The sequence below is a fragment of the Actinophytocola sp. genome (genome assembly GCF_050699935.1).
GTDB lineage: Bacteria > Actinomycetota > Actinomycetes > Mycobacteriales > Pseudonocardiaceae > Actinophytocola.
In genome coordinates, this window is sequence record NZ_JBOHGB010000235.1 from 1 (window position 1) to 6,932 (window position 6,932).

The 6,932-nt window shown below is 71.5% G+C and carries 6 protein-coding genes; 3 read left to right on the forward strand and 3 right to left on the reverse strand.

Translation table 11 applies throughout. The features are described from left to right. The 3 genes from ACRDTB_RS36625 to ACRDTB_RS36635 all read right to left on the reverse strand — a co-directional run. A partial coding sequence (locus tag ACRDTB_RS36625) for a biotin carboxylase N-terminal domain-containing protein (RefSeq protein WP_431436847.1) occupies positions 1-585 on the reverse strand: 585 nt, incomplete at its 3' end. A gap of 5 nt (positions 586-590) precedes the next feature. Then, a complete protein-coding gene (locus ACRDTB_RS36630) occupies positions 591-2,204 on the reverse strand; it encodes a carboxyl transferase domain-containing protein (RefSeq protein WP_431436848.1) in 1,614 nt (537 codons plus the stop codon). A gap of 145 nt (positions 2,205-2,349) precedes the next feature. Beyond that, positions 2,350-3,147, reverse strand: a complete 798-nt coding sequence (locus ACRDTB_RS36635) for an SGNH/GDSL hydrolase family protein (protein WP_431436849.1) — start codon at positions 3,145-3,147, stop codon at positions 2,350-2,352. Between the two features lie 192 nt (positions 3,148-3,339). Between ACRDTB_RS36635 and ACRDTB_RS36640 the strand changes: the two genes are divergently transcribed. From ACRDTB_RS36640 to ACRDTB_RS36650, 3 genes are all read left to right on the forward strand, one after another. Continuing rightward, entirely contained in the window at positions 3,340-3,924 is a 585-nt protein-coding gene (locus ACRDTB_RS36640; protein WP_431436850.1) for an SACE_7040 family transcriptional regulator, read from the forward strand. 100 nt (positions 3,925-4,024) lie between these two features. After that, on the forward strand, positions 4,025-4,834 hold the full coding sequence (locus tag ACRDTB_RS36645; RefSeq protein WP_431436851.1) for an SAM-dependent methyltransferase: 810 nt from the start codon (positions 4,025-4,027) through the stop codon (positions 4,832-4,834). Between the two features lie 124 nt (positions 4,835-4,958). After that, positions 4,959-6,932, forward strand: a 1,974-nt coding sequence (locus tag ACRDTB_RS36650; RefSeq protein ID WP_431436852.1) for a diguanylate cyclase domain-containing protein, incomplete at its 3' end; no start/stop codon positions are given.

Genomic DNA, 6,932 nt, shown 5'->3' on the forward strand with positions numbered 1-6,932 from the left:
CCGCTCGACGAGCAGGGTGTCGTCGCCGAACGCGCCCAGCGCCTCGCGCCGGGCGGACTCCAGCGCGCCGCGCAGGTCCGCCGCGCGCTCGACCCGGCGCATGCCCTTGCCGCCACCGCCGGCCGACGGCTTGACCAGCACCGGGTAGCCGACCTCGGCGGCCGCCGAGACGAGGTCGTCGTCGGACATGCCGGCGAGGTCGCGGCCCGGCACCACGGGCACCCCGGCCGCCGCCACGGTCTGCTTGGCGCGGATCTTGTCGCCCATCGCCTCGATGGCGGCCGGCGGCGGGCCGACGAAGACGAGCCCGGCGTCCGCGCACGCGCGCGCGAAGCCGGCGTGCTCGGCCAGGAACCCGTATCCCGGGTGCACGGCCTCGGCGCCGGTCTCCCGGGCGGCGGCGAGGATCGCCTCGATGGAGAGGTAGCCCTCGACCCGGACCGCCTCGTCGGCCTCGCGCACGTGCCGCGCGCCCGCGTCGGCGTCGGTGTAGACCGCGACGGCCCGGATGCCCAGCCGCGACAGCGTGCTCGTGACCCGTACGGCGATCTCGCCTCGGTTGGCGATCAGAACGGTGGAGAACATCGGACTCACATCCTGAAGACGCCGTAGCGGACGGGTTCCAGCGGCGCGTTGCCGGCCGCCGAGAGCGCGAGCCCGAGCACCATCCGGGTGTCGGCCGGGTCGATCACGCCGTCGTCCCAGAGTCGGGCGGTCGAGTAGTACGGGTTGCCCTGGTGCTCGTACCGGGCGCGGATCGGGTCCTTGAACGCCTCCTCGTCCTCGGCCGACCACTCCTCGCCGCGGCCCTCGAGCTGGTCGCGGCGCACGGTGGCGAGGACCGCGGCGGCCTGCTCGCCGCCCATGACCGAGATCCGCGCGTTGGGCCACATCCACAGGAAGCGGGGCGAGTAGGCCCGGCCGCACATCGAGTAGTTGCCGGCGCCGAACGAGCCGCCGATGATCACGGTCAGCTTCGGCACCCGCGCGCAGGCCACCGCGGTGACCATCTTGGCGCCGTGCTTGGCGATGCCGCCGACCTCGTAGTCGCGGCCGACCATGAACCCCGTGATGTTCTGCAGGAACACCAGCGGGATCGAGCGCTGGTCGCAGAGCTCGATGAAGTGCGCGCCCTTGACCGCGGACTCGCCGAACAGCACGCCGTTGTTCGCCACGATGCCGACCGGGTGGCCGTGGACGCGGGCGAACCCGGTGACCAGCGTCGGCCCGTACTCCTTCTTGAACTCGCGGAACCGGCTGCCGTCCACGACCCGCGCGATCACCTCGCGCACGTCGTACGGGGTGCGCGAGTCGGCCGGTACGACGCCGTAGAGCTGCGTCGGGTCGACGTCGGGCTCCTCGGTCTTGACCGTCTCCCACGGCCTCGGCGAGCGCGGGCCCAGCGTGCTGAGGATCGAGCGGACGATCCGCAGCGCGTGCGCGTCGTCGGTGGCCAGGTGGTCGGTGACGCCGGAGCGGCGGGCGTGCACGTCGCCGCCGCCGAGGTCCTCCGCGCTCACGACCTCGCCCGTGGCGGCCTTCACCAGCGGCGGGCCGCCGAGGAAGATCGTGCCCTGGTCGCGGACGATGACGGCCTCGTCGGACATGGCCGGCACGTAGGCGCCGCCGGCCGTGCAGGAGCCGAGCACGGCGGCGATCTGCGGGATGCCGCGCGCGGACATCGTGGCCTGGTTGAAGAAGATGCGGCCGAAGTGCTCGCGGTCGGGGAAGACCTCGTCCTGGCGCGGCAGGAAGGCGCCGCCGGAGTCGACGAGGTACAGGCAGGGCAGGTTGTTGTGGAGGGCGACCTCCTGCGCGCGGAGGTGCTTCTTGACCGTCATCGGGTAGTAGGTGCCGCCCTTGACGGTGGCGTCGTTGGCGACGAGCACGCACTCGCGGCCGCTGACCCGGCCCACCCCGGTGATGATGCCGGCCGCCGGGGCCTCGTCGTCGTACATCCCGGTGGCGGCGAGCGGCGACAGCTCGAGGAACGGCGAGCCGGGGTCGACGAGCGACTCGACCCGGTCGCGAGGCAGCAGCTTGCCCCGGTCGACGTGGCGTTGCCGGGCCTTCTCCTCGCCGCCGCGCGCGGCGCGGGCCGAGCGCGCGCGCAGGTCGTCGACGAGGGCCGTGTGCTCCCGGACGTTCCGGCCGAACGCGGGGTCGTCCGGGTCGGCCCCGCTGCGCAGGACGGGCGCGTCCATCTCGCTCCGCTCAGGTTAGTCAGCGTTAACTTGGCGGCTCCGATGTTACTGCCGGCCAACGGGCGGGTCCACCGCACCATGCGCGCACGCGAGCGGGCCCCGGCGACGTCCGCCGAGGCCCGCTGGTGGGATCCCCCTCCCGTGCTCAGCCGGTCATGCCGACCAGGGCGGCGTGGTACCCGCTCTGCCCGGCCGCGTTCGGGTGGTAGGACTCCGAGATGGGGAAGGTGACGCTGTTCAGCCACCAGTCGTCGCCCGGGGCGCAGATCTCGTGACCGGCGAACGCCGTCCGACCGTCCAGGAACTCGAAGCCGGCCGCCGCCGTGCGGGCGGAGATCACGTCGGCGAGCACGTCCGCGGACTGGTTGATGGCGGTACGTTTCGTCTCGGACAGGCCGACCGAGCAGTCCCCGTCGAGCGTGTAGATGCGCGGGTAGCCCACCACGATCACGCGCGCGCTCGGCGCCCGGTTGCGGATCTCCGCGTAGACCCCGTCGAGCCGACCCGGCAGCTCGGCTTGCGCGAACGCCTGCGCCTCCTGGTTGCGGGTCACGCAGGCGTCGTCCGACCCGAGGTTGCAGTCGGTCATGACGTCCGCGAAGCCGGCGTCGTTGCCCCCGATGGCGATGGTCACCAGCTCGGTGTCCTCGGTGATCACGCCGACCTGGTTGGCCACGACGTCCGCGGTCTGCGCGCCGGAGCAGGCGACGAACTCGAACGCGGACGGGGCGTGATCGTTGGCCCAGAGTTGGGCGTAGGCGTTCGAGCTGCGCTTGCAGTCGTCGTCGATGTAACCGCCGGCGCCCAGTCCGGACGCGTACGAGTCGCCGAGCGCGACGTACTTCCCGACCGCGGTGTCGGCCGCGATCGCCGGCGCGGCGATTCCGGCGCTGGCGGCGACCGCCACGAACGCCGCAATGACATGAGTACGCGTGATTCGCATGGGTCCCCGACCTCCACTGTGAGATCTCCGCTGTGAGATTCCCGACATCACACATGAGTACCGGACCGTTACAACCCGTGGAATCGCATCGTTGGTCGTAAACAATTGCCAGACGCGGGCGGATGGAGCAGCCGAGGTTGGACCGTTCGCGCCCCGGTTAGCGGTCGCTAACACGGCGGATACCATGGTCGCGTGTCGACTCGCCGCGAGCAGATCCTCGCCGCGGCCGCCGAACTCTTTGCACGCCACGGGTTCCACGGGGTGGGCATCGACGAGATCGGCGCCGCCGTCGGGGTTTCCGGACCCGCGCTCTACCGCCATTTCCGCAGCAAGGACGCGATGCTCGGCGAGATGCTCACGTCGATCAGCGAGGTGCTGCTCGCCGGCGGTCAGGAGCGGCGGGACGCCAGCGCGCCGGCCGACGTGCTCGCCGAGCTGGTCCGCTTCCAGGTCGACTTCGCCCTCGACAACCCCGCGCTGATCACCGTGCAGGAACGCGACCTCGGCAACCTCACCGAGCCCGGCCGCCGCCGCGTCCGCGCGCTGCAGCGGCGCTACGTCGAGGTCTGGGTGCAGGCGATTCGCGACACCGACCCGGCCATCGACGAGCCGACCGCGCGCGCCGCCGCGCACGCCGTGTTCGGGTTGATCAACTCAACACCGTACAGCCGGCACCTCGGCCGCGGCGGCATGGCGACGATGCTGCGCGAGATGGCACTCGGCGCGCTGGCGCGCACCCGCGCCGATAAGCCGACCGGACTGTCGACCGCAAGCTGAAAGCCGACGATTTCTTCGTCCATCCGGGTGAACCCGCCTCCGGCGCACCGGTGTCCGTTAGTACTGTTTCGGTCACAGATCCGACTCGGAGAGGTGCACGGTGTCGCAGCAGACCAACTGGGTCCCAACTTCGGTCGACCTCGACAAACCCAGCGCGGCGAGGATGTACGACTACCTGCTGGGCGGCAACCACAACTTCGCAGTCGACCGGGAGTACATCGAGCAAGGACTCAAGTTCCAGCCCGAGATCAAGCGGTTCGCGGTGATGAACCGGTCCTTCCTCCGGCGTGTCGTGCTCTTCATGATCGATCAGGGCATCCGGCAGTTCCTCGACCTCGGCTCCGGCATCCCGACCGTCGGCAACGTCCACGAGATCGCCCAGGGGGCCGACCCCTCCTCGCGCGTGGTGTACGTCGACAACGAGCACGTCGCCGTCGCCCACAGTCAGCTGCTGCTGGACGACAACGAGAACGCGGTGATCATCCACGGAGACGTGACCAAGCCGTGGCTCGTGCTGGCGGACGAGCAGACCCGGCGGACGCTCGACTTCGACAAGCCGGTCGGCCTGCTGGCGATCACGATCGGGCACTACATCCTGGACGACCAGGATCCGGTGGGCGTGTTCGCCGCGTACCGAAAGGCGCTCGCGCCCGGCAGCTACCTCGCGATCTCGCACCTCACCGACGACTTCGCCGTGGTGAAGGGCGAGGAACTGCGGACGTTCATGAAGAAGTCGCAGAACCAGGTCCGGCCGCGTACGCACGACGAGGTGCTCGAGCTCTTCGGCGACTTCGAGTTCGTCGAGCCCGGCCTGGTGACCACGTCGCGGTGGCGTCCCGAGCGCCCCGTGGAAGAGGGCGTCGGGGCGGAGCGGGACGGGCTCTACGCCGGCGTGACGCGGAAGGCATGAGATATGCCCGCGAGGAAGGACGCCTTCCGGACGCCCACCGTCCGGAAGGCGTCCTTCCTGGCGGCGGGGGCGGACCCACCTGCCGGCGCATGGCTTCGATGAGAACCGTCATGATCACAGACTGATGGACAGACATCCCGTTCCCGCCACGCCTCCCCCGGTCTCCCGCAGGGAGGAGCTCGCTCGTGCGTGGACGGCCGAGGCCACCTCGTCCGCCTACATCCCACGCGCCGTCGTCGAGGTCGAGGAGCTCCTGCTGGAGCTCGTCGACGAGTTGCTGGCCGCGCTCGCCGGCGAGGAGAAGCCCGACGAGGTCGGCCTGCGGGTCGGCGCGCGGCTGGTCGACGAGGGCTTCATCGACCCGACCGCCCTGCGGGCCACGATCGACTCGCTGTCCGCGGGGCTGCTCGCGGACCTCGTGCACACACCGGACAACGAGCTCGCGCGGCGGGCCGTGGTCCTGCTCGGCGCGCTGTCCGCGGGCTACGCCGGTGGGCTGCGCGGCTACACGCTCACCCAGCAGGAACAGGTCAAGCAGGCGCTGTTCAACGCGATGGTGCGCACCGAGCACAACCTGCGCGCCACCGAGAACCGCTTCCGCGAGGTGTTCACCTCGTCCGCGGTCGGCATCGCGATCACCAACCTCGACGGCATGTGCGTCGAATCGAACCCGGCGCTCAGCCAGATCCTCGCGTGCCCGCCCGGCCAGCTCGCCGGGCGGATGCTGCACGACTTCTTCCTCGCCGACGAGGACCTGCACGGCGCCCGGGGCACGCCGGGTGACGTGCGGTCGAGCTACCGCCGCGTGCTGGCCGGCGACGCCGAGCGCGTGCACGAGCACCGCCGGCTGCGCAAGGAGGACGGCGAGACCGCGTGGGTGTTCCTCGCGATCTCGCTGCTGCACGACGGGGCCGGCGACCCGGCGTACTTCGTCACGATGGTGCAGGACATCAGCGAGCTGCAGCTGCTCCAGGACCGGCTGAGCCACCAGCTGCTCTACGACGCGCTGACCGGGCTGCCCAACCGGCAGCACTTCACCTCGAAGCTGGAGAGCACGCTCGGCCGCGTCGAGCCGGGCGGCGCGGTGACCCTCTGCCTGGTGAACCTGGACGGCTTCGCCGCGGTCAACAACGGGTTCGGCCACGAGTTCGGCGACCGTCTACTCAAGACGGTCGGGCACCGGCTGGAGGGCATGGCGGAGGGCGAGCGGACCCTCGTCGCCCGGATCGGTCCCGATGAGTTCGCCGTGCTGTTCGAGGACCCGCCGGCGGCGCCGCCCCTCGACGAGGTGATCGGCCGGATCAACGCCGAGCTCGAAGAGGCTGAGTTCATCGACGAACGCGGCGTCGGGGTCGGCGCCACCATCGGGACGGCGCGCTGCGGCGCCGACGAGATGTCCGCAGCCGAGCTCTTCCGCGCCGCGGACTCCGCGCTGCGCAAGGCGAAGGTCACCGGCCGGCGCCAGTGGGCCGCCTTCCATCCCGGCGACGACTACCGCTGCCGCGACGACGACGCGCTGGCCGTCCAGCTGCCGGCGGCGTGGGAGACCGGCGAGCTGACCGTCGCCTACGAGCCGGTGGTGCGCGCCACCGACCAGCATGCCGTCGCCGCCCGGCCGGTGCTGGTCTGGGAACGCGAGGACGGCGAGACGATCGGCCACCGGGACTGCGTCGCGCTCGGCGAGCGCACCGGTATATCCGTCCAACTCGGACCGGCGATACTGCGGGAGGTCTGCGCCCGACTGCCCGAGCTGCGGGCCACCCTCGGCGAGGCACCCGGGGCGCTGCTACGGCTGCAACTGTCCCGTCTGCAGTCCGCCGACGGCGACCTGGTCAGCGCCGTGCACCGGGCGATCAAGGAGACCGGCGTGCCGGCGGACCTGCTCGAGATCGGACTGGACACCACCGCCGTGCTCGACCACGTCTACGGCGACGCGCGGGAGAACCTCGACGTGCTCGCCGAGGTCGGGGTGGGCATCGCGCTGTGCGGCTTCCAGGGCGGGCCGCGCGAGCTGGACCTGTTGGCGGACACGGGAGTGCGGGCGGTGACGCTGGCCGCGGACGGCGCCGGCGCGGCCGGCCGCGACACCGCGAGCGAG